The organism is Motiliproteus sediminis (genome assembly GCF_017912535.1).
GTDB classification, from domain to species: domain Bacteria; phylum Pseudomonadota; class Gammaproteobacteria; order Pseudomonadales; family Balneatricaceae; genus Motiliproteus; species Motiliproteus sediminis.
The window spans coordinates 305,016-329,551 of record NZ_JAERQK010000001.1 but is presented as its reverse complement, the minus strand read 5'-3'; the positions used below and the strand labels follow the sequence as shown (position 1 = coordinate 329,551).

Below are 24,536 nucleotides of genomic sequence, written 5' to 3'. Positions count from 1 at the left end.
CACCCGTGACGTTATTTCTTGGCCGCTGCGGGCTTTTTCTTCTCTTCAATCGCCCACTTACCATCACGGAAGAAGGCCCGCCAGCCGGTCGCCTTGCCTTTCACTTCGGTCATCACATACTGCTCTTTGGTCTTGCGGCTGTAGCGGATAACCGTGGGGTTACCATCGCCGTCTTTGACCGGCGCATCAAGTAAAAAGTGATACTTGGCATCGATTTCATTGCGATGGAGCAACAGTTCGCTCACCAGTGGCGCTCGGGTCTCGCGGTTTTTCGGAAACTGACTGGCCGCCAAAAACAGGCCGCTGGCGCCATCACGCAGTATGTAAGTGTCGTCCACTTTTTCACAGCTAAGCTCCGGCATCGGTACCGGGTCCATTTTCGGCGGCGCCGCCTCGCCACTGCGCAGCAACTTGCGGGTGTTCTTGCAGCTCTCGCTGGTACAGCCAAAGTACTTGCCGAAGCGACCGGTCTTAAGTTGCATATCGGCGCCACATTTGTCGCACTCGATCACCGGACCTTCATAACCCTTGATCTTGTACTGCCCCTGCTCCACTTCAAAGCCGGAACAGGCGGGGTTGTTTCCGCAGATATGCAGTTTGCGGGTTTCATCGAGCAGATAGCTGTCCATCGCCGTGCCGCACTTAGCGCAGCGGTGCTTCTTGCGCAACAAACGCGATTCCGCTTCGTCATCGGCGTCGGCCGAAACCACTTCATCGCCGTGAACCAGATTCAGCGTTGCCTTGCAGCGCTCCTTCGGCGGCAAGCTGTAGCCGGAGCAACCCAGGAACACGCCGGTACTTGCGGTCCGGATCATCATCGGTCGACCGCACTGCGGGCAGGGGATATCGGTTTCAGTGGGCCGGTTGGGCTCCATCCCGTCGTCGGGGTCCTCCGCTTTTTCCAGCTTGCTGCTGAAGTCGCGGTAAAACTCGTTCAGCAGTTCTTTCCAGCCGCGCTTGCCGTTGGCCACCTGGTCCAGCGCGTCTTCCATCTTTGCGGTGAAGCCGTAGTCCATCAGATCACTGAAACTGCTGCTCAGGCGATCGGTCACAATATCGCCCATCTTTTCAGCGTAGAAGCGACGGTTCTCCAGCTTCACATAACCGCGGTCCTGAATGGTCGAGATGATCGAGGCATAGGTCGATGGACGGCCGATACCACGTTTCTCCAACTCTTTGACCAACGCGGCCTCACTGTAACGCGGTGCCGGTTTGGTAAAGTGCTGGGAGGGGTGCAGCTCTTTCAGCTCCAGTGCGTCACCAGTCTGCAGGTCTGGCAGAATAACATCCTCGTCCTTCTTACCGCTGCTCGGCTGCACCTTGAGGAAACCGTCGAAACGCAGGATTCGGCCCCGGGTGCGCAGCTCGAAGTCGCCACTGGTAACCTGAATACGGGTACTGGTGAACTCCGCGGCGGGCATCTGGCAAGCCACAAACTGCCGCCAGATCAGCTCATACAGCCGTTGCGCATCGCGCTCCATTTCGGTCAGCGAGGTTGACTGCACCGCGACGCTGGAGGGGCGAATCGCTTCGTGAGCTTCCTGAGCACCCTCTTTACTGCTGTAGCTGCGCGGGGTATCCGGCAGATAGTTGTCGCCGAAATGGCGCTGAATATAGTCACGACAGGCTTCTACCGCTTCCGCACTCAGATTGGTGGAGTCGGTTCGCATGTAGGTGATGTGGCCCGCTTCATACAGCCGCTGCGCCAGCATCATGGTTTTCTTGACCCCAAAGCCGAGGCGCGTACTCGCTGCCTGCTGCAGGGTTGAGGTGATATAGGGCGCGCTGGGCTGACTCTTGGTGGGTTTATCCTCGCGCTGGGTGACGCGGTAGCTACCCTGTAGCAAACGCTCGACCGCGGCGGCGGTTTCAGTTTCACTGCCGGGACGGAACGCCTTGTCGCCCTGCCGCGTCACCTGGAAGCTAACCTGGTCACCCTTGGCGCTCAACAGATCCGCTTCGATTTCCCAGTACTCTTCCGGTACAAAAGCCCGAATTTCACGCTCACGCTCGACGATCAGCCGCACGGCGACCGACTGCACCCGACCGGCAGACAGGCCCCGCGCGATCTTGGCCCACAGCAGCGGCGAGACCATGTAACCAACCACGCGATCGAGGAAGCGGCGCCCCTGCTGGGCGTTGACCCGGTTGAGGTCAAGCTCTCCCGGCTGTTCAAAGGCTTCCGTGATCGCCCGCTTGGTAATCTCGTTGAACACCACCCGCTTGTAGCGCTCATCGGAGCCGCCAATCGCTTCACGCAGGTGCCAGGCGATCGCCTCCCCCTCGCGGTCCAAATCGGTCGCGAGATAGATCTGGTCAGCATCACGGGCAAGTCGGCGCAGCTCGTCGACCACCTTCTCCTTACCGGGCAGGATTTCATAACGGGCCGCCCAGTCATTGTCGGGGTCGACTCCCATCCGTTCGACCAGCTGCTGTCGCGCCTTGCGCTTTTTCTGCTCCGCTTTCTGCTCGGGGGTCAGTTTACGCGTCTCCGCGGCGGCCTTAGCGCGGGCCTTGGCGTCCACCGGCTTGCGCGCACCGCCTGCCGTAGGCAGATCGCGGATATGACCAACGCTGGACTTAACCACAAAACTGTTGCCCAGATATTTGTTGATGGTCTTCGCTTTGGCTGGTGATTCGACGATAACTAATGATTTACCCATAGAAAAATAAGGTCCAAGCGGAAAATTGAGTGGCGACAGGCCGCGAGAGCGTCATATATAAGGCCTCAACCGGTGAGGGTCAAGCCGCGTTGCTCGCGCCCGCAAGTCAATAGCGCCTCTTTAGGCGGTAACCATAGCCGCTAAACGAGGATTTGGTTAACATAGCCGAAGTAGACCTTAGCAGGCCCGCCGGCAGCCTCAATGACATCGACTAACCCTCTGATATTATTAGCCATACTCCTCGCCATCCTGATCGGCGCGGTGAGCATTAATTATTACTACCACCAGCGTGAACAACAGGAGCGCCTGCGCCAACAGCGCTCACGACAACTAAAAAAAGAGATTCAGCAGACCGTGGATGCGTTAACCGCGCTACGCACGGTCGAGACCCCTGCCGAGATACTGTCCCTGCTCAGTGATCACAGCGCTCAGTTGATCGGCCAACTGGCCAAGCTCAACCCCGCCTCCGGAGTGATCGACCAACTGCGCAGCCAGAACAATGCACCAGCCACCCAGCAACCCCCTGCGGTGGGATTACATTCGGTCAAGCTGGTCCAGAGTGCTATCCGCGTGGCGCTGACCATTATGCGCCGGCAACAGCAGCACGGCCGGCTAACGCCCTTACAACTGGCGGAACACTCCAAGGAGCTCGCCTGGCTGCACAGCGCATCGGAAGCGAATATCTATATAAATGAAGGACGACGGTTGCTGGAAAACGACAAGCGCGCGCTGGCCATCAGCCACTTCAAACACGCTAAAACGCTGATCTCCAAGGTATCCTCCAAAGAACAGCGGCGCCAGCCCAAACTGGTGGAGATTAATCAGTTACTCGACGACGCCAATCCGTTCAAGCCGCCCCCGCCGATCGCTACCGAAGACGGCAGTTAATCACTGCCGGCGTCCGCGGGTGCAAATCGCCGGACCAATTTACCATCCAGGATCAACGTCTCGGCAAACATCGCCAGCGGCCGTACCCATAATCCGCGTTCACCATAAAGCGCACGGTAAACGACCAGCGGCTCTTCGGTTTCAGAGTGGCGGGCAACGCCAAGCACTTCATAATCATTGCCCTTGTAGTGGCGATACAGCCCTGGCTGGATAGTCATCGCTCAGATTCGCTCCTCTGCCAGAGCCTGCAGTTCGCGGATAATCAGCGCTACCGTATCCGGGGTGCCGTTTTCGTTCCAGTACACCGACACCGCCACCGGTGTTGACTCGATCGAATAAACATCCGCAGGCAAACGGTCGATAAGTGACGCAATGCGTGCCAGCTGCGTTTCGGTTAATACCTCTTCGCCCTTGCCCCAGCACCAGCCCTCCGGCAGGCCGCGATTGGCATGGGCGTTAAGACGGAAGATATGCCAGGGGCGGTAGTGCTTATCAACCTGGTGTCCGTTACGCCCCTGCCGGTAGGCGATACAGTGAAACTCCTCCGGCGCGTGCTCGCCTATTGCACGGGGAAACAGCAGTTTGGTCATCTGCACTTGTAATCCGGCGCGCATCGCCTGCTGGCGGAAGATCGCCTGCGCCCGCTGCCGTGGCGATGGCATCATCCACATCATCGAACCGACAATAGCCAGGATAACCAATGCAATAATTGCCCAATTCATGGTCTGATCGGTGCCTCCGAGAATTCAGTTGACCCTAGCGTTAGAGCGGCTATGTTAAGGGGAGAGACGCATCTTACGAGGAAAAAGCGATGAGCTACAGTCATATTCTGCTTGCGGTAGATCTGACCGAAGAATCGGATCAGGTTGCCACCCGCGCGGTGGAGCTGGCACGCAGTAACGGTGCGCAGCTGACCCTGGTCCACGTGATCGAACCGCTCAGTTTTGCCTATGGTGGTGACGTGCCGATGGACCTGTCGGCAATCCAAGACCAGCTTGACGAGCACGCCCAGAACCGCCTCAACAGCTTCGCCGACAAACTCGACGCCAGCGTTGAAAAACTCTACGTGGTCTCGGGACACACCGAAACCGAGATCCATCGTATCGCCAAGCAAGATGGCATTGACCTGATTGTGGTCGGTAGTCACGGCCGCCACGGCCTCAGCCTGTTACTCGGTTCCACCGCCAACGGCGTGCTGCATGGCGCCAGCTGCGATGTGCTGGCGGTCAGAGTGCATAAACCGGAGTCTGAAGACTAACCCGGCCTTAGCCCTCCTGCATCCCCTCGAGCTCGACCCAGCGTTCCATCGCCTGTTCGAGCTCGCCTTCCAAGCGCTGCAGTGCCGCCAGCCGCTCAGCTACCTGCTCATGGGGGCGCTGATAAAAGCCGGAATCGCCGGTTTCCTCATGCAAGGCCTCGAGTTCAGCCTCCAGCGACTCTATGGTTTGCGGTAACAGGTCCAGCTCACGCTGCAGCTTGTAACTGAGTTTGGCCTTTTTGGACACAGCGGCTGTACCCGGTGTCGACACGGCACTAACCGGCTTGCTGACTTCGCTCTTCTGAGCCGCCGGTTTAAGCGCCTCGAATCCGCCCCCCTGGCGCACCCAGTCCTCAAAACCACCGACAAACTCACTGACGCAGCCATCGCCTTCAAACACGTAGGTTGCGGTCACCACATTGTCGACAAACTCCCGGTCATGGCTCACCAGCAGCAAGGTTCCGTCGAACTCGGATAGAATCTCTTCCAGCAGTTCCAGGGTTTCCAGGTCCAGATCGTTGGTCGGTTCGTCCAGCACCAGCAGGTTGGCCGGCTTGCTGAACAGGCGCGCCAACATCAGCCGGTTCCGTTCACCTCCGGAAAGCACACCGACCTTCACCCGGGTACGCTCCGGCGGGAACAGAAAGTCGCCCAGATAGCTGATAACGTGTCGCTTGCGGCCGTTGAGATCGATGTACTCCCGCCCTTCGGACACCATATCGATGACAGTTTTGCCGGGGTCAAGCTGTTCGCGCAGCTGGTCAAAGTAAGCGATCTCCAGATTGGTGCCGACTTTGACGCTCCCGCGAGCAGGCTCAAGTTGACCCAGCAGCAGTTTCAACAGCGTACTCTTGCCAGCGCCGTTGGGACCGAGCAACGCGATCCGGTCGCCGCGGATAATCCGGGTACTGAAATCTCGGATCAGGGGTTTGCCGTCGTAGCTGTAGCTGGCGTTCTCCACTTCCGTCACCAACTTGCCCGACAGGCCGGCCTGCTCCAGACCGAAGCTCGCCTTGCCCTGCTGTTCCCGCCGGGCCGCACGCTCAGCCCGCATAGCCTTCAATGCCCGCACCCGGCCTTCATTACGCGTACGACGCGCTTTGATCCCCTGACGGATCCAGACCTCTTCCTCGGCCAGTCGCTTGTCGAACAGCGCGTTGTGCTTCTCTTCGTCTGCTATCCGCTGTTCACGGTAGGCGAGAAAGCTGCGGTAATCACCCTTCCAGCTGTACAGTTTGCCCCGCTCAAGTTCCAGAATCCGGTTGGCCAAACGCTGCAGAAACGAGCGGTCGTGAGTCACAAACAGCAGCGTACCGGCGAACTCCAGCAGTTGCTGTTCCAGCCATTGAATCGTGGGAATATCGAGGTGGTTGGTCGGTTCGTCCAACAGCAGGATATCCGGATCGGAAACCAGCGCGCGAGCCAGAGCCACCCGTCGGCGCCAACCGCCGGAGAGGGTGCTCATCGCCACCTCTCCGCGCAGACCCAGGCGGCTCAAAACCCGCTCAACCCGCTGGCCCAGATGCCAGCCGTCTACAGCTTCGATCTCGTGCTGCAGCTGCTCCAACCGCTTGAGCTCCTGCGGCTGGTGCGCATTGGCAGCCAGTTCATGGTAACGCTGCAGCAGTTGCTGGACATCGGCTAGTCCACTCGCCACCACCTCTTCCACCCGGCGATCATCGGCAGCGGGCAGCTCCTGCTCCAGCACACCAACGCGCAAACCCTCTTTACGCCACAAAGTGCCGCCATCAAGATGGATTTCACCCGACACCACACGCATCAGTGACGACTTGCCGGCGCCATTACGGCCAATCAGAGCGATCCGCTCGCCCGGCTGCACCACCCAGTCCACATGATCGAGTAGCGGATGTTCGCCAAATGCCAACGCCGCCTGTTCCAGTCGCAATAACGCCATTAAAAGATCAACCGTAAAAAAAGAATATTTCCAAGAAGATGCTCAGGGGCTGGCCACATCGCTCGGCGATAGGCCCTACTCTACACAGGGACAAAAACTTGTGATTGGCAATCGAAATAAAGCCTCAAACCTGTCACCATCCTTCGCAAGGCAAGGAACCATTTTACCCGCAAACCGTCCGAGGGTTGAATCACAAACCCTCGTCGGGACAGATTTAGCCCAGGAACAGTTGTCGATTTCATGCGTCATTTTTTACTGACCCGCGCCCTCGCCGGTGTAATTGTCGCCAGCGCTTGGCTCCCGCTTAGCCTCCATGCCGGGCCCGCGCCGTCAATCGATGCCCAGCGCCAACTTTATCAGCAGGCCCGGGAGGCGTTCGAACAACGGGATACAGAGCGCTATGAGGCGCTTAAAGCGCAGCTGACTGATTACGTCCTCTACCCTTATCTCGACTACAACCAGTGGCGGAGAGAGCTGTCACAACTTGACAGCCCGGCGCTGACTGACTTCCAACAACGCTACGCCGATACCCCCCTCCCACGCCTGCTTCAACGCCACTGGCTCGCTTATCTGGGCAAGCGCAAACAGTGGCAGACACTGGTTGACGGCTACGACGCCGACATCGCCAACCTGGCTCTGGAGTGCCTTTATCGCCGTGCGCTTTATAACATCGGCGACAAAAACGCCGCCTATCACGGGCTGGAAGAACTCTGGGTGGTCGGGCGCTCCCAGCATAGCGCCTGTGACGCCGTGTTCGAACCCTGGCTCAAGTCTGAGCAGTTCAACAGCAACTTTGCTTGGCAACGGTTCTGGTTAGCGCTGGCCAACAACAACCGCACCCTGGCCCGCTACACCCAGCGTTTCGTCACCGACGCGGCACGCAAGCAGATGATGGAACAGGCGCTTGATCTTCAGCACCGCCCGGAAAAACTGTTGCGCATGAACAAGGCTACCCTGCAGTCGCTGCCTTCACGTACACGCAAGATCGCCCTGGAGCGACTCAGCCGGGTTGACCCTGATGCTTACCTGGGCCTGCTGGAAAAGCATCAGCTGCAGGATGAGCCCGCTTATAAACGCACTCAGGAGCGCGCAGTCATGCGTTTACTGCGCAGCTATAACGACCGTTCCCACCACTGGGCATCGGCAATCGACCCGGAATACCGTTCGCTGGAACTACTGGAATGGCGTATCCGCGAAGCCCTGTTCCGACAGGACTGGGGGCAGGTTGGCACGTTGCTCGAAGCCCTGCCGGCATCGTCACGCTTTAACGACCGCTGGCGCTACTGGCAAGCCAGGCAGCTCGACCAAGGTAGTCCAGAGCAGCGCACACGCGCGCAGCAGATTTTCACAGAGTTGTCTCGCAGTCGGAGCTTTTACGGCTTTCTGGCCGCCGATCGGGTGGGAGCCAGTTACAGCCTCAACAACGACAGCGAACCCGCCAGCGCAGAGCAGCTCAGTCAGCTAGCCGCCCTTCCCGGTATCCAGCGCGCGCGAGAGCTGTTCCACCACCAGCAGCTGATCGAGGCCCGGCGGGAGTGGTTTCATGCCACCCGTAACCTGAATGAGGAGCAACACTACCAGCTGGCGCAGCTGGCACGTTCCTGGGGCTGGTACGCGCAGGGTATTCGCGCGGCCATCGAAGCCAAGCGCTGGAACGATCTGGTGCTCCGTTTCCCGTTGGCGCACAACCAGCAAGCCGCGCAACAGGCCAAGAAACACCGCATCGATACACCCTGGATTCTGGCCATTATCCGCCAGGAGAGCGCATTCATGGCCGACGCCCGCTCACCCGCGGGTGCCATGGGGCTGATGCAGCTGATGCCAGCTACCGCCAAACAGACCGCTCGCCAACAAAAACTTCGCTATCGCAACAGCAGCCAGTTGCACGACCCCGAGTTCAACATGGCTCTCGGTAGTGCGTATCTGGCGGCCATGCACCGCCGCTTCGACCAACAACGAGCCCTGGCATCAGCCGCTTACAATGCAGGGCCCTACCGGGTGAAACAGTGGCTGGAGCATCGCGGGCACCTGTCCGTTGACGCCTGGATCGAAACCATCCCCTTCGATGAAACGCGCCATTACGTACAGAACGTGCTCAGCTACGCATTGATCTACAGCGATCTGCTGGGGCTGCCGAAAACCTTTATGTTTCCCCACGAGACCCGGCCATTGCAACCGGGAAGCGATACCTAGACCGCGTCAGTCGGGCTCGCCGCCCACCCGGCGGCGCACCGGCGGTATTTCGCGCAGGAACCGGATCAAGGCCTGGCGGTCGCTGTCGGTCAGCGCGGCGGTGCTGTTGTCGACCACCTCCCCCATACCGGCACCGACAAAATCGGCATCGGGCAACATCCCCATCACCAGCAAAGAGTCCACATCACCTTCAGACCACCTTCCAATACCGGTCTCCTGGTCCGGGGTGATATTGGGAATCACGCCGCCCTCCGGACCACTGGAGGTGCCGGCAAACTCCAGCTCCAGCTGCATCGCCCCAAGAAAATCACGCGGCGTATGGCATTCACCGCAATGCCCCAGGGCACGGGCGATATAGGCCCCGCGCTGATATTCTTCACTTTTGCCGCTCTCGACCGGCCGCGGACCTTCATCGAAAAACAACCACTTCCAGAACAGCATCAGAAAACGCCAACGGAACGGCCAGGGTAGCTCATGCTCCTGATTGGCCCGACTGACTGCAGGCACGGTTTGCAGGTAGGCCCAGAGATCGTCAATATCACGGTCATTGATAGCGGTATAGGAGGTGTACGGAAACACCGGATAGTAGTGCTCGCCCTCGGGAGACAGCCCCTTGCGTACCGCCTGCTCAAACTGCGTGCGGCTCCAGCTACCAATACCGGTCTGCGTGTCCGGAGTGATGTTCGGGGTATAAAAACGCCCAAAGGGAGTATCCAGCTCGCGCCCTCCGGCCAGCAGCTCACCCTCTTCACGGGTGTGACAGCCCTGACAGCCAGCCAGATCGAAGATATAACGCCCACGCTCTACCGCCGTTTTAGCTTCAACCGAGAGGGGCAGCAGCCCGAACAGCATAGAAACAGAAATCAGCCAGCATCGGCGAGTGAACAATTGGATCATGGGGAGCCCTTACTCTATCTATGCATATCTAATTGAAAGAAAAGCACATCTGACTCTTATTTGCTATCAGGACGCACCGACTGCCATTCCGACTTGCGGTCTCGCACGCCGCCGCGCTCTTCTGCTGCCGCTTATTCGGGCACTACCTTGATGCCCGGCACAAACAGGATTCCGGCGAAGGTTCGTTTCAGTTTTTTACTATAGAAATTGGTGAGGTAGGCGCCGTCACCAAAAGCGATGCGGCTACCGACAGGCACCTCAGTCCGCGGGGCAGCCAACCAGGCTATCTCCCCGCCAGGAAGCTCCACCGCAAGATAGGTATAACTGTTGCTGTCGTGCGCCTCACGGACAACACCAACAGCATGGGGATCGCCCGATTGCGGCAGTCGCAGCACTTTGGCCGCCTGGTCGACGGAGGGGTGGCCCGGCGGCGGCGTGGCTGACAGTGAGCTGGCCCACAGCACGGCAACCAGGGTCGCGATTAACCTCAAGGATAAGCTCATAGGCGATGTTTTTGGTAACCCGTTTCAGACCAAAGAACTGCTGCAATTTACCAAAGGGAAGCATAGTATAGCGGCCAACTGCCGGCACTTGGCATACTTGCCGCCGGTATGCACCCGCCGAGGTACGACGATGACCACACCGCGACTCACCCGCTCTTTGCTGACCACGCTGCTGGTACTGTTGCTGAGTCTGATGCTGCCGGTCAGCGGTGCGGTAGCCGGCATCGATGCCAACCTCTACCAGCAGCAGCTGGACGGCGACGCCAAACCGGCCGGCAATGATGCCGACGGCGAGGAAAAATCCCCACTATTGGCTGCGTCGCCCCTCCTTCCGGTGGCACGATCGACAAACCGGTCAGCGGCAGCGCAACCTGAACCCTATTCGGACTGCTCCGACACCTGCCTATTTATTCGCGCGCCCCCTCACCTGCGGCTGTAACACCGTGCGGGTTCACCCGCTTTGTCAGTCGTTATATTGAGGAATAATCCGTGTCCTTTGCACTTATCGCGATCACACTGGTGTTCGTTGTCGGCTATCTCGCCATCGTCACCGAACACAACATCCACGTAGACAAGACCGCCTCGGCGATCATGACCGGCGTTCTCTGCTGGACTATCTATATTCTGGCCTCCGGCTCACTGGTTGACCTGTCAACCCTGCCAGCCTGGTTCACCCAACAACACCTGGGCAAAGAAGCTAGCGAAATAGCCATCACCTGGGTTGGGCATCATCAGCTGCTGGAGTTTCTGGGCGAAATTTCCAGCATTCTGTTCTTCCTGCTCGGTGCCATGACTATCGTGGAGCTGGTGGACGCCTACGGCGGTTTTGCCATTATCACCGACCGGATCAACAGTACCAACACCGTCAAGCTGCTGTGGACTATCGGCCTGATCGCCTTTTTCATGTCGGCCGCGCTGGACAACCTGACCACCACCATCGTGATGATCTCGCTGATCCGCAAACTGATTGCCGAGCAGAAAGACCGGCTGTTTTTCGCCGGCATTATCGTGATCGCGGCCAATGCTGGCGGCGCCTGGTCCCCCATCGGCGACGTTACCACTACCATGCTCTGGATCGGTGGCCAGATCACCACGCTCAACATCATGCACAGCCTGATCATTCCCAGCCTGATCTGCCTGCTGGTACCGTTGGCGTTCTTGTCGTTCACCCTGCGCGGCAAGCATGTCACCACACCGGAAGCGGAAGAAGCCGAGAACAGCTTCGTGGTCTCCACAGCGCAACGCAACCTGATTTTCTGCGTCGGCATGGGTGGATTGCTGTTCGTCCCCATCTTCAAGACCCTGACCCACCTGCCACCCTTTATGGGCATGCTGCTCAGCCTTTCAGTGCTGTGGGTCATCAGTGAACTGATGCACAAGCACCAGCGCGATGAAGTAATCGATGCCGGTCTGCACATCGTTACCGTGCTGAAGAAGATCGACTCCGCCAGCGTGCTGTTCTTTCTCGGCATTCTGCTCGCCGTTGCAGCGCTACAGGCCACTGGACTGCTGGCATCGCTGGCTGCGGGTCTTGACGCAGCGGTGGGCAATATCGATCTGATCATCTTCCTGATCGGCCTGCTGTCGGCGATCGTGGACAACGTACCGCTGGTAGCCGCAGCCATGGGTATGTATGAGATGTCGGTCTACCCGACCGACCATGCCATGTGGGAGTTCCTGGCTTACGCCGCGGGCACCGGGGGCAGCTGCCTGATCATCGGCTCTGCCGCTGGTGTTGCAGCCATGGGCATGGAGCGGATCAACTTCTTCTGGTACATGAAGGTGATGACCCCGCTGGCGCTGATGGGCTACATTGCCGGAGCGCTGTTCTACCAGTTCGCCTGACCACGACAAAACAGGCAGGCTACTGGCGCGTTACAGCGCGGTATCCTGCCCCTCTCGCACCACGCGAAAGCCGATATCATTCAGCGGCTTTCGCGCCACCCAGCCCTCGCGGTTGGTGGCACGCAAACTCCACACTCCCTCCGCCCAGGATCCGCCCCGAATCACCCGTTTGCAGTCGTGGCTACCCCTTAAGGGCTCAGGATAACTCGATGACTGGCGGCGATAGGCGTCAGCGTCGTAACAGTCGGCCACCCACTCCCATACGTTACCGAGCATATGATACAAGCCGAAACGATTGGGCGGCATCGCCAGCGGCGGCGCGGTATAGGGGTAAGTTTGGTCGCAGCGGCGGTCACGGCAATTGGCGCGACCCTGATCAATTCGGTCGCCCCACCAATAGCGCGTCAGGGTACCGGCACGGGCGGCATATTCCCATTCAGCCTCACTCGGCAAGCGGTACTGAGCTCCAGTTTGCTTACTGAGCCAATCAGCGTATGCCGTCGCATCGTGCCAGCTGACACACACTACCGGCTCGTCATCGGCCTGGCTAAAGCCGGGGCTCTGCCACCCTTGTCCCGCATCAGTCTCAAAATGCCCGTCAACCATCCCGGCGCATCCCTGATGCGGCTGGTAGTCGGGAACTGCGGTCAAAAAAGCCTGATACTCGCGCCGTGAAATCTCATGGGTAGACATGGCGAGGGGAGCGGTCAAGGCTACCGAAAACGGGCTATCGCCGGGGCCATGTTCGTCACTGTGGCCCTCCCATGGGAAGGCCCCCATCAAAAAGCGGCCAGACGGCAAGCGCACCAACTCCGGGCAATAACCGCAAGGGCTACCGCTTAACAGATGATCACGAAACTGGGCGGGAGCGGTTTCGGGGCGCAGCTTTTCATCAACCGCCACCGGTTGCAGCTGCGCCCATGCCGGGGACGCCGACAGTACAGTCACCAACAACAGGGCTCGCAAACTCATAAACACCTCCGCTAGCGCTCATAACCAGCATAGCTGGGGGTAGCAGAAAGTTCTTTCAGGGATACGGGCCGAAAAATGAGTTGGCCAGTGGGTGATAAAGAAGTCGGTCGCCGGGAAGCAAAACCGGGGTTATCAAACCACTATGAAAACGAGCTTTGTAGCACCGACTTACTGCAGCCAACAGGGTCCGCTCGGCACCGTTCTCAGCCGCTCCACAATAAACACACAACACCAAAAAAAAACGCCCCGTCAGGGGCGTTTCACAACTCAATCGCAGTGCCGCAAAGGGTAAGGCTAAACCTCGTAGTCGCCGGTAACCGTATTGAGGCGATGGGTAGTTTCGCTCAGAGCCGCCGCTGAGCGGGCCCCCTCGGCCGTCGCGGTAGAGGTCTCGTCTGACAGGGAGCGAATCTTGACGATATTGCGGTTCATCTCCTCCGATACGGCCGATTGCTCTTCGGCTGCAGTGGCGATCTGAGTGCTCATATCGCTGATGCGCGCCACTGCCTCCCGAATCTGGATCAACGATTGCGCCGCCTGCTGCGCTTCAGCCACCGAGTGATCGGCGGAGCTGCGACCCTGCTGCATCACTTTTACCGCCGAATCGGCTTTACGCTGCAATCCCTCAATCATCTGCTGAATCTCTTCAGTCGAGCTTTGGGTGCGCTGGGCCAGGGAACGAACCTCGTCGGCAACAACGGCAAAGCCGCGCCCCTGCTCACCGGCGCGGGCCGCTTCGATCGCTGCGTTCAGTGCCAACAGATTGGTTTGCTCGGCCACCCCGCGAATCACATCAAGAATAGAACCGATATTGTTGGCATCAGCGTGCAGGCTCTGAATCACCTCTTCAGCCTGTTCCACCTCGGTAGCCAGAGTACGAATGCTGTTCTGGGTCTGCTGCACCACCTGATCTCCGGTGCTGACGCACCGGTCCGCCTCGGCGGCTGAATCAGCGGCCATGCTGCAGTTGTTGGCCACCTCCTGCACCGTGGCGGTCATCTCCTGCATCGCAGTGGCGATCTGCTCGGTCTCCGACATCTGGGTTTGCATGCTGCGGTCTGCCTGCACGCTCATCGCGGCCAGTTGATCAGCGGAAGAGGATAGCGCTAAAGAGGATTCCTGAATCCGCCCGATCACCGCTTTCAGCCGCCCCTGGATCATTTTCATGCCGGTCTGTATCTCGCCCATGGCACCAATCCGGTCCAGCTCGATAACCTGGCTGAGATCACCGTTGGCGATCGCCTTGGTATGCGCGACCAGCTGGTGTAGCGGTTTAATCAATCGTTGGTCAATCCACCAGAAGCAACCGCCCATCAGAACCAATCCAGCGGCAATCATCCCGTACAACATACCGTCGCTGAAGTTACCGGTTGCCAAAGCAGCCGCCAGCAATCCCAGCCAGACAGCCTGAAGCAGCTTGAATTCAACGCTGGTGCGCAGGCGCAGATCCCGCTTTTTGGGCAGGTCGTCCAGCTTGCTCTGCTTAACGCGCTTGTACAGGGCTTCAGCCTGACGGATCTGGTTCTGGCTGGGTTTGGAGCGTACCGATTGGTAACCCACTACCGTACCTTGTTTAACTACCGGGGTTACGAATGCATCCACCCAGTAGTGGTCACCATTCTTGCAACGGTTCTTCACCATCCCCCGCCAGGGCTTACCCGCTTTTACCGTGCCCCACAAATCTTTATACGCTGCCGGAGGCATGTCGGGGTGACGAACAATATTGTGGCTCTGGCCGATCAGTTCATCTTCCGTGAAGCCGCTAATGTCAAGAAAGTCCTTGTTGACATAGGTGATCTGCCCTTTCAGATCGGTCATGGAGATGATGGACTGCTTAGGTCCCATCACCACTTCCCGCTGAGTGACTGGCATATTTATTTTCATCGGCTCTACTCTGTATACGGGTCGATAAGGTCTGGTTTTGACGGTGCAAAACCGCCAATGATTTAAGCATTTACCTAAGCTGTTTGATATCTGATTTTTGGCAGTCTTTGACTAAGCATAAATTTCAACCAAAGCCATGATACCTAGAAAACAAATGTCACAATAGTCACAAAAAGCATTTATATGACATAAATCAAAAAAAGGATAGCTGCTGACACCTTTGCTCGTCACCAAACAAGTTACAATCCAGCCCCCCACCTTCACCGACGGTTAGCCCCAACCGCCGGCACGCCACCTCAAAGCGCTTGGCCAGCAGTGTCGCCACCACGCCGGAGCCCGTCATACGCTGACCAAACCGCGGATCATAGAGCTGCCCGCCCCGGCACTGTTCGATCAGGCTGATAACATGGCGCGCACGGCCCGGGTAATGCGCCTGCAGCCAGTCGCGGAACAGGCCTTTCACCTCATGCGGCAGGCGAATCAGAATATACGCCGCGGAACAGGCTCCGGCATCGTGACTGGCAGCGAGAATCGCTTCCAGCTCGGCGTCATTGATCGAGGGAATGACCGGGGCCGCCAACACGCCTACCGGGACTCCCGCCGCATTGAGATCACGAATCGTTTGCAAACGCGCCTTAGGTGATGCGGTACGTGGTTCCAGTCGCCGCTTGAGCGTGTTGTCCAGCGTGGTAACGCTGATATGAACCCGGCACAGTCGCTGCGCGGCCATCGGTGCCAGAATATCAAGATCACGCAATACCAACTGGCTTTTGGTCGTCAGGGTAAAGGGATGTCGGAATCGTTGCAGAACCTCCAGCAACTGCCGGGTAATCTGCTGCTCCCGCTCCAGCGGCTGGTAAGGGTCAGTGTTGCTCCCCAGAGCAATCGGACGACAACGATATCCGGGACGACTGAGTTCGCGCTCCAGCAGTGCGGCTGCGTTTGCCTTGTAGCTCAACCGGGTTTCAAAATCGAGCCCTGGTGACAGATCCCAGTAAGCGTGAGTTGGCCGGGCAAAACAGTAGACACAACCGTGTTCACACCCCTGATAGGGATTGATCGACTGGGCAAAGGGCAGGTCGGGGGAACGGTTACGGGCGATGATGCTCTTGGCCTGTTCGGCGCGCACTTCGGTGACAACCGATGGCGGATGATCAGGCTCAAACTCGCTGTGAGCAGACGCGTAGCGGTTTGCCGGGTTGCTCGCCACTCCGCGGCCGGTAATAAAACGGGGCGCTGTCATCAGGACCTCCTGGGCGCAAAAAGAGTTGTGGGTGATCCAGCAGAATTATTATACTGTACAAACATACAGTATTGGCAAGAGCGGATCACTATGCCTTCTCCTTCTCTCGAACAGCTATTACGCCAAGGCCAGATCTGGCGTGGCAACCAGCCTCATCCCCTGCCAACCCGGGAACTGCTGGTCAGTGGCTATGCGGATCTTGATCATGAACTCGGTGGCGGCTGGCAGGCCGGCAACCTGATCGCGCTGCAGTACCCGGGGGAAGGCTGTGGCGAACTACGCCTGTTGCTGCCACTGCTGGCTCGCTTGTCGCAGCAGCCGCGCTGGATTCTGTGGGTCGATCCACCCCATACCCCCTATGCACCGGCACTGGCCGCTGCCGGAATCGATCTCAGCCGGATCCTGCTGGTGCGCACCCGCAACCGGCAGGATCCGCTCTGGGTCATGGAACAAGCACTGCAATGCGGCAGTTGCAGCGCGGTGCTGGGTTGGCTGGAGCCGAGTGATGGCCGCCATGTTCGCCGACTGCAACTGGCAGCCTCGCAGCAGCAAACACTGGGGGTGTTGCTGCACCAGCAGCCCTCACCCCACACCAGCGCCGCCGCCTACCGACTGCAACTCCAACCCGCCCGCCACGGCAGCGTTCTGGCGCTGGCTAAACGACGCCACAACTGGCCCCTGCCGGAACGACGCTTTGATCTGGGACAGCACCGCCTGCTAACCGGTGCCGACGCCTGCCTGCGGCCTCTTCCCTAGGTGTGCCAGGATGTCGCTTTATCTGGCGCTGCAGTTTCCGCTACTCCCCCTGGAGGTCTGCTACTCCAGTGACACACCGGGGCCGGCGGCCCTGTGCGAACCTAATCCCCCCCGGATACAACTGTGCAATCAGCTCGCCCGCGCTCAGGGGGTCGAGCCTCACCAGTCGGTCGCCAGCGCGCTGGCACGCTGCCCCGAACTGCAGTTATGCACCCCCTGCCCGTCTGCCGCTGATAGCCAATGGCGGGCACTGGGGCTCTGGGCCGGCCATTTCAGTGCTCGCGTAGCGCTTGTTCCCCCCTGCGGCCTGCTGCTTGAGATCGCCTCCATGGCTCGCTACTTCGGCTCACTGGAGCAACTTTACCAGCGCCTGATGACGGCGCTGCAACCACTGCAGTTCAGCGTCAACAGCGCGACCGGCCCCACTCCCGAAGGTGCCCGCCTGCTGGCCATTACCGATCAGGGACTGTGTCTCGATCCGCGACAACTGCGCCAACGTCTTGAGGCGTTGGCGCTGCACCAACTGCCGCTGCCGCAACGGCAGCTACAACAATTGGCCGGGATGGGGCTGCGGCGGGTCGGTCAACTGCTCGACCTTCCGCGGAACGAGCTGGCACAACGCTTTGGCCCCGGGCTAACCGGTTACCTCGATCGCCTGTGCGGCCACCAGCCCGATCCACCGACGTATCTGCAGCCCCCGGCCCGCTTTCGCCGCCACCAGATTCTCAATCACGAAGTTACGCAGATACAGGCACTGCTGTTCCCCCTGCGCCGCCTGCTGGCAGAGCTGGAAGGCTATCTGCGCCAGACCCAACTGCGGGCCGCCGAGCTTGGACTGACCCTGCATCACCGCGATCAACACCACCGCCGCTTGCTGTTGGCCCACCGCTGCGGCGAACAGTCCGCTGGTGTGTGGCTGGAGTTGTGGCGACTGCGATTGGAACGGGAAACGCTAACCCAGCCGGTTATCGAGCTGACGCTGGAGGCAACCCGCCTCAGCACCGACCAAACCGGCACTGCTGACCTGTTTGTCAGCCCTCGGCAGGAAGATCCGCAACTGCTGATCAGCCGCTTGCAGACCCGCCTCGGTCACGCGGCAGTACAGGGCCTGGCACTGACTGAAGACCACCGCCCCGAATATGCCTGCTGCCAGAGACCACCCAAGCTCAACCGCCCCGCGCAGCAGCCGCTCGCCAAGCGCCGACCAAGCTGGTTACTGGCACAGCCGCCCCCCCTGGCAGAGCCGCCATCCAAGCTGGCAATCGAGCTCCTGAGCGGACCGGAACGGATCAGCAGCGGCTGGTGGCAACAATGGGTCCGGCGCGACTATTTTCTGGGACGCTGGCCCGATGGCCGCCTCGGCTGGCTGTTTCGGGATGATCACCAGCGCTGGTACCTGCACGGCTGGTTTGGCTGATGAAGGCCGTTGCCTACGCTGAGCTTCACGCCATCAGCAACTTCACCTTTTTGCGCGGCGCCTCTCACCCACACGAACTGGTCCGGCGCGCCGCCGAGCTGGGCTATCGTGCTATCGCGCTCACCGACGAATGCTCTGTGGCCGGTGTTGTTCGAGCCTGGGAAGAAGCCCGCACACACAGCATCAAGCTGATTGTCGGCAGCGAGTTCCGGTTACAGGACCAGTGCGTAGTGCTGCTGGCGCCGGATCGGCGCGGCTATGCCCAGCTCTGCACCCTGATCAGCCGCTGCCGCCGGCGTGCCGACAAGGGCCACTACCAGATCGATTGGCACGACCTGCACCAGCCACAGCTGCTCGACCACTGCCTGTGGCTGATCGGTCCGGCGACGGATCCCGACCTGCTTGAACCACACCTGCGCCGGTTGCGCGACCATCATGACGGCCGGCTGTGGCTGCTGCTCGAACGCGATCTGGCCCATCCCGACGACGCCCGCCACTATGCCCGCCGGCAGCGGTTGGCCATTCGTCTGCGGATACCAACGGTAGCCGCCGGCAATGTCCACATGCACCACCCCGGGCGCCAGCCGTTGCAGGATATACTGACCGCTATCCGTCTCGGTACCAGCGTGCAACAGGCCGGCTTTGAGCTGGCCGCCAACGGCGAACGCCACCTGCGCTCGGCAGCCAAACTACGACGTCTGTTCACCGCGGATGAGCTGACCGAGAGTATCGCTATCGCCGCGCGTTGCCAGTTCGACCTGAGCGAGTTGCGGTATGAGTATCCGGCCGAACTGGTCCCTGCGGGCAGCAGCGCCGCCGACCATCTGCGCCAGCGGGTTGAACAGGGGGCCCGCCTGCGCTTTGCCGATGGTGTTTCCGCCCGCCTGCGCAACCAGATCGAACATGAGCTGGCGCTGATCAGCGAGCTCCGTTACGAGCACTATTTCCTCACTATTGAAGATATCGTCCGTTATGCCCGCGGCCGCGGCATTCTCTGCCAGGGGCGCGGCTCGGCGGCTAACTCCATCGTCTGTTACTGCCTGCACATCACTGAAGTGGACCCCCGCGAGGTCAGTCTGCTGGTGGAACGCTTTATCTCCCGCGAGCGCAACGAGCCTCCGGACATCGACGTGGACTTCGAGCATGAACGGCGTGAGGAGGTGATCCAATACATCTATCGCCGCTACGGCCGTGAACGGGCAGGACTGGCAGCCACGGTAATCAGTTATCGCGCCAAAAGTGCCATTCGCGATGTTGGCAAGGCGCTTGGGTACGACCAGAGCTACCTGGCCTGGCTAATTGCCCAGCTCGACCGGCGCGATTCCGATCACCCCTGGCAGCAACAGCTGGCAAAGCTCGGCGGGAGTTCGCCGGATCCACGTTTTGGCTGGCTGTGCCGGGGCGTCAGCGATATCCTCGGATTTCCCCGCCACCTGTCCCAGCATGTGGGTGGTTTTGTCATCGCGGCCACCGCCCTTAGCGAGCTGGTGCCGATCGAGAACGCGGCGATGCCGGAGCGCACCCTGATCCAGTGGAACAAGGACGACCTGGAAGCGCTGGGTCTGCTGAAGGTAGATATACTGGCCCTGGGAATGCTCACCGCCATCCGCAAGAGTCTGGCACTGCTGTCGGAGCAGAATGGTCAAGCACTCAGCATACAGTCAATTCCCCGAGAAGACCCCGCCACCTATGAGATGCTCTGCCAGGCCGACAGCATGGGGGTTTTCCAGGTGGAATCCCGGGCGCAGATGAACATGCTGCCACGCCTGCAACCGCGCAACTACTACGATCTGGTTATACAGGTCGCTATCGTCCGTCCGGGGCCGATCCAGGGCGACATGGTTCACCCCTACCTCAAGCGGCGCCAGGGGCTCGAAGCGATCGACTACCCCACGACCGAAGTACGCGCCGTGCTGGAGCGCACCCTCGGTGTGCCGATCTTTCAGGAGCAGGTGATCCGGCTGGCGATGGTCGCGGCCGGTTTCAGCGGCGGTGAGGCGGACCAGCTACGCCGTGCCATGGCAGCCTGGCGCCGCAGCGGCAGTATCGCCCGCTACCAGCAGCAATTGACCGACGGGATGCTGCAACGAGGTTACCCGTTACCATTCGCCCAACGCCTCTGCCGCCAGATTGAAGGCTTCGGCGAGTACGGCTTTCCTGAGTCCCATGCCGCCAGTTTTGCCCTGCTGGTTTACCTGTCTGCCTGGCTGAAACGCCACCATCCGGCGGCGTTCTGTTGTGGTTTGCTCAACAGCCAGCCGATGGGGTTTTATAGCCCATCCCAGCTGGTTCAGGATGCGCAACGCCACGGGGTCAACGTGCGCCCGGTCTGCATCAACCACAGTCACTGGGACTGCACGCTGGAAACCGACCACCCTTCGCAGCCGATACTGCGCCTGGGGTTACGGCTGATCCGCGGATTCTCGCGCCAGGCAGCCGAACAGCTGTGCCAGCAACGCCCACCCGGGGGCTTTGCCACCATTGCCACGGCCAGGCGAGCCCTCTCTCTGGCCGCCAATCACTGGGACGCTCTGGCCGCTGGCGGTGCGCTGGACATCCTGGGCCAACACCGCTTTCAGGCACGCTGGGAGCTGCTGACAAGCGACACACCCATGGCGCTGGATGTCAGCGCACCACCAGTGCCGAGCCAAACCCGGCTGCCGCCCCCCAGCGAGTACCAGTGCCTGAGCGAGGACTATCGCCACTTGGGCCTTAGTTTGGGTCGACACCCGCTGGCGCTACTGCGAGAGAGAGGACTGCTGCCCGGTGCCATCACCGCCGCCGGTTTGCCCCGCCAACGCCGCGGCCAGTTAGTTCAGGTCGCCGGACTGGTCACCAATCGCCAGCGCCCGAGCAGCGCTGCCGACGTCACTTTTGTCACCCTGGAGGACGAAACCGGACAGATCAATCTGGTGGTCTGGAAAGCCACAGCGCAGGCACAGCGTCAGCCATTGCTAAACAGCCATCTATTGAAAGTTGACGGCACTCTGGAGAAAGAGGGACAACTGATCCATATCCTGGCCGGCCGGCTCACCGATATCAGCCCGCTCTGGTCGGAACTGGCGGTGCGTTCCCGCGATTTTCAGTGAACGCAAAGGGAATGTTTTGACATATGCCAATAAAGCATCCCTTTGAGCGATTTTGTCACTCGCAATCCGCATACAGGGCTATATAGTTAGTGATACTTGAAAAGCGGAGCTCGACCATTGCCACGATTTCACCCAGCAGGATGCGCACTCCAATGACCGACAAAGACCTCAGCGAGTGCGCCCGTACCCATGCCCAGGCGGAAGAGACCCTGAGCTGGATTCGCCGTAACCAGATTGCCGCGACACCGGTGAACTACACCGTTGGTTACGAGCATATCAGTGGTGCCAACCCCCATATCAGTCATCAGGTAGAACGGTTGGAGCAGGTACCTGACACTCTGGAAGAGCAGCTCCAGTCACTCTACCAGGAGCACTTTGGCCAGCATGATAACGAACGCCTGGCGGCGTTCCGTGAAGCACTCAACGAGATCATGGTCAAAGCACTGTCGGCAACGGGCACCGCTCGCGGCGACCTCGGTCAGTACGCCGAACACCTGTTGAAATCCAGCGAGACTCTGGGGCGTCAGGCTGACGACCTGGAGCTGGTGAAGAGCGTGGTGGACGAATTAATCAGCGAAACCCAGAGCATGCACGGCAAAGTGGAACATCTGGAGTCAGACCTTAACTGCGCCACCACCGAAATCACCGAACTGAAAGAGCAGTACAACCAGATTCGTCAGGAGATTTTTGCCGATCCGCTAACCGGTGTGCTCAATCGCCGGGGGCTGGATTCACGCATCAGCCAGATGCTACGCAGCGGTGACGAACCGCAATCCAGTGCCCTGCTGATGATCGATCTCGACAATTTCAAACCTCTTAACGATCAGTACGGCCACGTGGTCGGTGATCAGGTGCTCTGCTATATCGCCAAGGTCCTGACCAACTCGGTGCGTGGTGCCGATGCTGTGGGCCGTTACGGCGGCGACGAGTTTGCCGTGCTACTGCCACAGACCACCAAGGACGGGGCTTTCAAAGTCGCCAGTAACATTCTCAATGCGCTGCGCAAGAGCCAGCTCAAGCGCCGCTCCACCGGCGAACTGCTGGGCAAGATCACCGCCTCCATCGGCATTGCCATGTGCGCGGCGGACGACACCGCCGAGGGCCTGATCGAACGCGCCGACAAAGCGCTCTACCGGGCTAAAAACGCAGGCAAGGACGCAGCTATCGGCTCCTGATCAACCCAGAGCTACCCCTTTGATCTGCGCAAACACCCGCATCCTCGGCGCCAGCCCCAGCGCCAACGCGGAGCGGCGGGTCAGTAGCGCCAGCAGGATCTGGCCATCATCCAGAGTCAGCCGCAGCATGGTTTGCGAGGCGGAGATATCCTGCGCTTCAACCACTCGCGCCGGCAGCACATTGGTAATGCTGGAATCATGGTGAGCCCGCAGGGTCAGACTCACATCCCGTGCCTTAACATGCACCCGCGCATGACGTCCGACAGGTATCGCCTCTCTTGGTAAGGCGATACGGCCGCCAGACATACCGATCCAGGTCAGGTCAAAGGTGTCGTCATGGGATGATACAAAGCCATCCAGCACCGACTCGGCATCCGCGCCACGGGCCAGACTAAGATCCAAACGGGTCATCAGGTCGGCAGCACTACCTGCCGCCGTTACCCCACCGCCCTTGAGCAACACCAGATAATCAGCCAACTGCGCCACTTCACCCGGATCATGACTGACAAACAGCATCGGAATCGCCAACTCATCCTGCAGGCGCTGCAGATAACCGAGAATACTGCGCTTGGCCTGCTGGTCGAGGGCCGAGAGCGGCTCGTCCAGCAGCAGCAAGCGCGGTGAATTCAGCAGTGCCCGGGCAATCGCCACCCGCTGACGCTCACCGCCGGAGAGCCGGTTGGGCCGGCGTTGCAGCAACGCCTCCAGCCCCAGCAACTCGGCGGCGCGAGCCGGCTGCAACAGCCGCTCTGCCTGCGGCAGGCGCCGCCAGCCAAAAGTCAGGTTGTCGGCCACGCTAAGGTGCGGAAACAGACTTGCCTCCTGAAACACATATCCCAGACGGCGCCGGTGCACAGGCACAAACAGGCCCGGCTGCTGCCAGACCTCACCATTGACGACCACGCGCGCGTCATGGCAACGCTCCAGACCCGCCACGGCACGCAGCACCGAGGTTTTACCCGAACCCGAAGGCCCGAACAGCGCAGTAACCCCTACTCCCGGTGCCTCAAATCCCAGATCGAGCGAAAACGCACCCAGACGGTGCGCCAGCTGGACCGAAATACCACTCATAGCGCCTCCCGCCGGCTACGCCCTTCGAGCAGATACATCGCAGCCAGTACCACAAAGGCAAACGCCACCATTCCGCCGGCCATCCAGTGGGCCTGCGCCCAGTCCAGCGCTTCCACGTGGTCGTAGATCGCCACGCTCAGCACCTTGGTTTCTCCGGGAATGTTGCCGCCGATCATCAGCACCACACCGAACTCCCCCACGGTATGGGCGAAGCTCAGCACCGCACCGCTGAGAAAGCCACTGCGGCACAGCGGAACCACCACGCTGAAAAAAGTATCCGCAGGCGAGGCACCCAGCGTGGCGGCCACCTCCAGCGGCCGGTCGCCCAGCTGTTCAAACGCGCCCCGCAGCGGCTGCACCATGAACGGCAGGCTGTAGAGTACCGAACCCAGCACCAGACCACTGAAGGTAAACGCCAGCGTACCGGCGCCGGCCCACTGGGTCATAATGCCGATCCAGCCTTCAGGGCTCATCAGCACCAGCAGATAGAATCCCAGCACCGTTGGCGGCAGCACCAGCGGTAGCGCTACGACGGTACCGACCAGCTCCTTCCACCAGCGGCGAGAGCGCGCCAGCCACCACGCCAACGGTGTTCCCACCAGCAGCAGTACCAGCGTGGTCACCGCTGCCAGACGGATAGTGATCCAGACCGTGGTCCAATCCAAAATCGACTCCTCAGAGCATCATACCTGTCGAAAAGGCAGCAAATATCGCACCAATCAAGCGCATGCCGTTGAAGGTGCGACAAAAACCGAACGACGCCGCTA

Annotated in this window: 20 protein-coding genes; 9 read left to right on the top strand and 11 right to left on the bottom strand. The window is 59.9% G+C overall.

Annotated features, from left to right (window positions below; all coding sequences use genetic code 11):
• Nucleotides 1-11 precede the first annotated feature (11 nt).
• Nucleotides 12-2,663, bottom strand: coding sequence for a type I DNA topoisomerase (topA, locus tag JJQ76_RS01540; protein ID WP_210394869.1), 2,652 nt, complete (start codon nucleotides 2,661-2,663; stop codon nucleotides 12-14).
• 261 nt (nucleotides 2,664-2,924) lie between these two features.
• Here topA and JJQ76_RS01535 point away from each other — a divergent pair, with 261 nt between their 5' ends.
• Nucleotides 2,925-3,551 (top strand): hypothetical protein, encoded by a 627-nt coding sequence (locus JJQ76_RS01535; RefSeq protein ID WP_210394868.1) that lies wholly within the window; start codon nucleotides 2,925-2,927, stop codon nucleotides 3,549-3,551.
• Here JJQ76_RS01535 and JJQ76_RS01530 read toward each other — a convergent pair.
• Together JJQ76_RS01530 and JJQ76_RS01525 are read right to left on the bottom strand one after the other, a co-directional pair.
• Nucleotides 3,548-3,769 carry a DUF1653 domain-containing protein gene (locus JJQ76_RS01530; RefSeq protein ID WP_210394867.1) on the bottom strand — a complete coding sequence of 74 codons (222 nt, stop codon included), beginning with the start codon at nucleotides 3,767-3,769 and terminating at the stop codon, nucleotides 3,548-3,550. The two genes, JJQ76_RS01535 and JJQ76_RS01530, sit on opposite strands and share 4 nt — an antisense overlap.
• 3 nt (nucleotides 3,770-3,772) lie before the next feature.
• Entirely contained in the window at nucleotides 3,773-4,273 is a 501-nt protein-coding gene (locus JJQ76_RS01525) for a hypothetical protein (RefSeq protein ID WP_210394866.1), read from the bottom strand.
• Between the two features lie 89 nt (nucleotides 4,274-4,362).
• On the opposite strand from JJQ76_RS01525, the gene JJQ76_RS01520 reads away from it, so the two are divergent.
• A complete protein-coding gene (locus JJQ76_RS01520) occupies nucleotides 4,363-4,809 on the top strand; it encodes a universal stress protein (protein WP_210394865.1) in 447 nt (148 codons plus the stop codon).
• Nucleotides 4,810-4,816: 7 nt separating this feature from the next.
• Here JJQ76_RS01520 and JJQ76_RS01515 read toward each other — a convergent pair whose 3' ends face one another.
• Complete coding sequence (locus JJQ76_RS01515) at nucleotides 4,817-6,724, bottom strand: ATP-binding cassette domain-containing protein (protein WP_210394864.1); 1,908 nt, start codon at nucleotides 6,722-6,724, stop codon at nucleotides 4,817-4,819.
• A 240-nt stretch (nucleotides 6,725-6,964) separates the two neighbouring features.
• Between JJQ76_RS01515 and JJQ76_RS01510 the strand changes: the two genes are divergently transcribed.
• Nucleotides 6,965-8,917 carry a transglycosylase SLT domain-containing protein gene (locus tag JJQ76_RS01510; protein WP_210394863.1) on the top strand — a complete coding sequence of 651 codons (1,953 nt, stop codon included), beginning with the start codon at nucleotides 6,965-6,967 and terminating at the stop codon, nucleotides 8,915-8,917.
• A 6-nt stretch (nucleotides 8,918-8,923) separates the two neighbouring features.
• Here JJQ76_RS01510 and JJQ76_RS01505 read toward each other — a convergent pair whose 3' ends face one another.
• Nucleotides 8,924-9,814: a cytochrome c gene (locus JJQ76_RS01505; protein WP_210394862.1), complete on the bottom strand. Its 891-nt coding sequence runs from the start codon at nucleotides 9,812-9,814 to the stop codon at nucleotides 8,924-8,926.
• A 131-nt stretch (nucleotides 9,815-9,945) separates the two neighbouring features.
• Nucleotides 9,946-10,305, bottom strand: a complete 360-nt coding sequence (locus tag JJQ76_RS01500; protein ID WP_210394861.1) for a hypothetical protein — start codon at nucleotides 10,303-10,305, stop codon at nucleotides 9,946-9,948.
• A 142-nt stretch (nucleotides 10,306-10,447) separates the two neighbouring features.
• On the opposite strand from JJQ76_RS01500, the gene JJQ76_RS01495 reads away from it, so the two are divergent.
• Together JJQ76_RS01495 and nhaD are read left to right on the top strand one after the other, a co-directional pair.
• Entirely contained in the window at nucleotides 10,448-10,756 is a 309-nt protein-coding gene (locus JJQ76_RS01495) for a hypothetical protein (protein WP_210394860.1), read from the top strand.
• Between the two features lie 50 nt (nucleotides 10,757-10,806).
• On the top strand, nucleotides 10,807-12,162 hold the full coding sequence (gene nhaD / locus JJQ76_RS01490; protein WP_210394859.1) for a sodium:proton antiporter NhaD: 1,356 nt from the start codon (nucleotides 10,807-10,809) through the stop codon (nucleotides 12,160-12,162).
• A 30-nt stretch (nucleotides 12,163-12,192) separates the two neighbouring features.
• On the opposite strand, the gene JJQ76_RS01485 is transcribed toward nhaD, so the two are convergent.
• The 3 genes from JJQ76_RS01485 to JJQ76_RS01475 form a co-directional block, all read right to left on the bottom strand.
• The gene (locus JJQ76_RS01485; RefSeq protein WP_210394858.1) at nucleotides 12,193-13,134 is read right to left on the bottom strand and encodes a formylglycine-generating enzyme family protein; all 942 of its coding nucleotides are present in this window, start codon (nucleotides 13,132-13,134) and stop codon (nucleotides 12,193-12,195) included.
• A 294-nt stretch (nucleotides 13,135-13,428) separates the two neighbouring features.
• On the bottom strand, nucleotides 13,429-14,979 hold the full coding sequence (locus JJQ76_RS01480; protein ID WP_210394857.1) for a methyl-accepting chemotaxis protein: 1,551 nt from the start codon (nucleotides 14,977-14,979) through the stop codon (nucleotides 13,429-13,431).
• A gap of 232 nt (nucleotides 14,980-15,211) precedes the next feature.
• On the bottom strand, nucleotides 15,212-16,261 hold the full coding sequence (locus JJQ76_RS01475) for a PA0069 family radical SAM protein (protein ID WP_210394856.1): 1,050 nt from the start codon (nucleotides 16,259-16,261) through the stop codon (nucleotides 15,212-15,214).
• A gap of 90 nt (nucleotides 16,262-16,351) precedes the next feature.
• Here JJQ76_RS01475 and imuA point away from each other — a divergent pair, with 90 nt between their 5' ends.
• The 4 genes from imuA to JJQ76_RS01455 all read left to right on the top strand — a co-directional run bounded on the left by imuA (nucleotide 16,352) and on the right by JJQ76_RS01455 (nucleotide 22,698).
• Nucleotides 16,352-17,017, top strand: coding sequence for a translesion DNA synthesis-associated protein ImuA (gene imuA / locus JJQ76_RS01470; protein WP_210394855.1), 666 nt, complete (start codon nucleotides 16,352-16,354; stop codon nucleotides 17,015-17,017).
• 10 nt (nucleotides 17,018-17,027) lie between these two features.
• Nucleotides 17,028-18,434 carry a Y-family DNA polymerase gene (locus JJQ76_RS01465; RefSeq protein ID WP_210394854.1) on the top strand — a complete coding sequence of 469 codons (1,407 nt, stop codon included), beginning with the start codon at nucleotides 17,028-17,030 and terminating at the stop codon, nucleotides 18,432-18,434.
• Nucleotides 18,434-21,523 carry an error-prone DNA polymerase gene (locus tag JJQ76_RS01460; protein ID WP_210394853.1) on the top strand — a complete coding sequence of 1,030 codons (3,090 nt, stop codon included), beginning with the start codon at nucleotides 18,434-18,436 and terminating at the stop codon, nucleotides 21,521-21,523. The genes JJQ76_RS01465 and JJQ76_RS01460 overlap by 1 nt, the downstream gene beginning before the upstream one ends.
• Before the next feature lie 152 nt (nucleotides 21,524-21,675).
• On the top strand, nucleotides 21,676-22,698 hold the full coding sequence (locus JJQ76_RS01455; RefSeq protein WP_210394852.1) for a diguanylate cyclase: 1,023 nt from the start codon (nucleotides 21,676-21,678) through the stop codon (nucleotides 22,696-22,698).
• Here the strand turns inward: JJQ76_RS01455 and modC are convergent, their stop codons facing one another.
• Together modC and modB are read right to left on the bottom strand one after the other, a co-directional pair.
• Nucleotides 22,699-23,769: a molybdenum ABC transporter ATP-binding protein gene (gene modC, locus JJQ76_RS01450; protein ID WP_210394851.1), complete on the bottom strand. Its 1,071-nt coding sequence runs from the start codon at nucleotides 23,767-23,769 to the stop codon at nucleotides 22,699-22,701.
• The gene (gene modB / locus JJQ76_RS01445; protein WP_246480019.1) at nucleotides 23,766-24,434 is read right to left on the bottom strand and encodes a molybdate ABC transporter permease subunit; all 669 of its coding nucleotides are present in this window, start codon (nucleotides 24,432-24,434) and stop codon (nucleotides 23,766-23,768) included. Before modB ends, modC begins: the two co-directional genes overlap by 4 nt.
• Between the last annotated feature and the right edge of the window lie 102 nt (nucleotides 24,435-24,536).